This window comes from Acidovorax sp. (genome assembly GCF_046291265.1).
GTDB lineage: Bacteria > Pseudomonadota > Gammaproteobacteria > Burkholderiales > Burkholderiaceae_C > Acidovorax.
The window spans coordinates 1-706 of sequence record NZ_JBKBTV010000153.1 but is presented as its reverse complement, the minus strand read 5'-3'; the positions used below and the strand labels follow the sequence as shown (position 1 = coordinate 706).

General features: G+C 67.0%; 1 pseudogene. It reads left to right on the top strand.

The annotated features are described in order from the left end of the window. Window positions 1-599 precede the first annotated feature (599 nt). A pseudogene (locus ACK41V_RS23630) lies at window positions 600-706 on the top strand (recombinase family protein); the annotation flags it as partial.

The window sequence follows — 706 nt, the reverse complement described above, 5'->3', positions numbered from 1 at the left end:
GCCCTGCGGGCTATCCCCGCCGCGCGAGCTTGGCGCCCCTCAAAGGCCGCCGAGCCGGCTTCCCGATGCCTGGAGCATGAGCTTGTGCATCGAGCCTTGAAGTCCGGGCGTCCCCGGCCAGGAAACATGGCCGGTCGCGCTGTCGTGCTGCGCATCGAACCCCCTGCGGGGTTTCGCCCCTGTCGGGCTTCCATCATTCCCTCGCGCTGATCGGCTGACGCCTCCGGCCCGGCTTCCAGCTTCGGGCCTGCGCGCTTCGCTTGCCGTGCGGTCGGCGCATGGGGAAGGCCGTTGCCTTGTCCAGCCGTCTCCCCTGACTTCATCACCTTGTCCGCGACTGTAGCCCGCTCCCGTGCGCCGTCAAGGCGCGCAGGGCCGTGTCCTCGCTGCGCTGCGGGCCGCACCAACCCTGCGCTTGCCTCCTTGACGGCCCCCGTCCGCGCGCTCCTGACCGTCGCGGGCGATGAACTCAGGAAAGACGGTGGCAACAGGGCCAACCAGGTTCCTCGTGCCGACCGCACCGAACAGCCGAAAGGCTGGGCTCCGAATCTAGGAATCCGGTGTGCGGTTTTCTTCAACAACCAAGTCAGGAGAAAGACATGCTTGCATCCCGTTTTGCTTCCCATTCCCCGGCGCTGCGTTCCGATTACCCCTTGTCGGATGACCAAATCCGGCGCGTGGCCCCGTCCATCTTTGCGGATGCCCC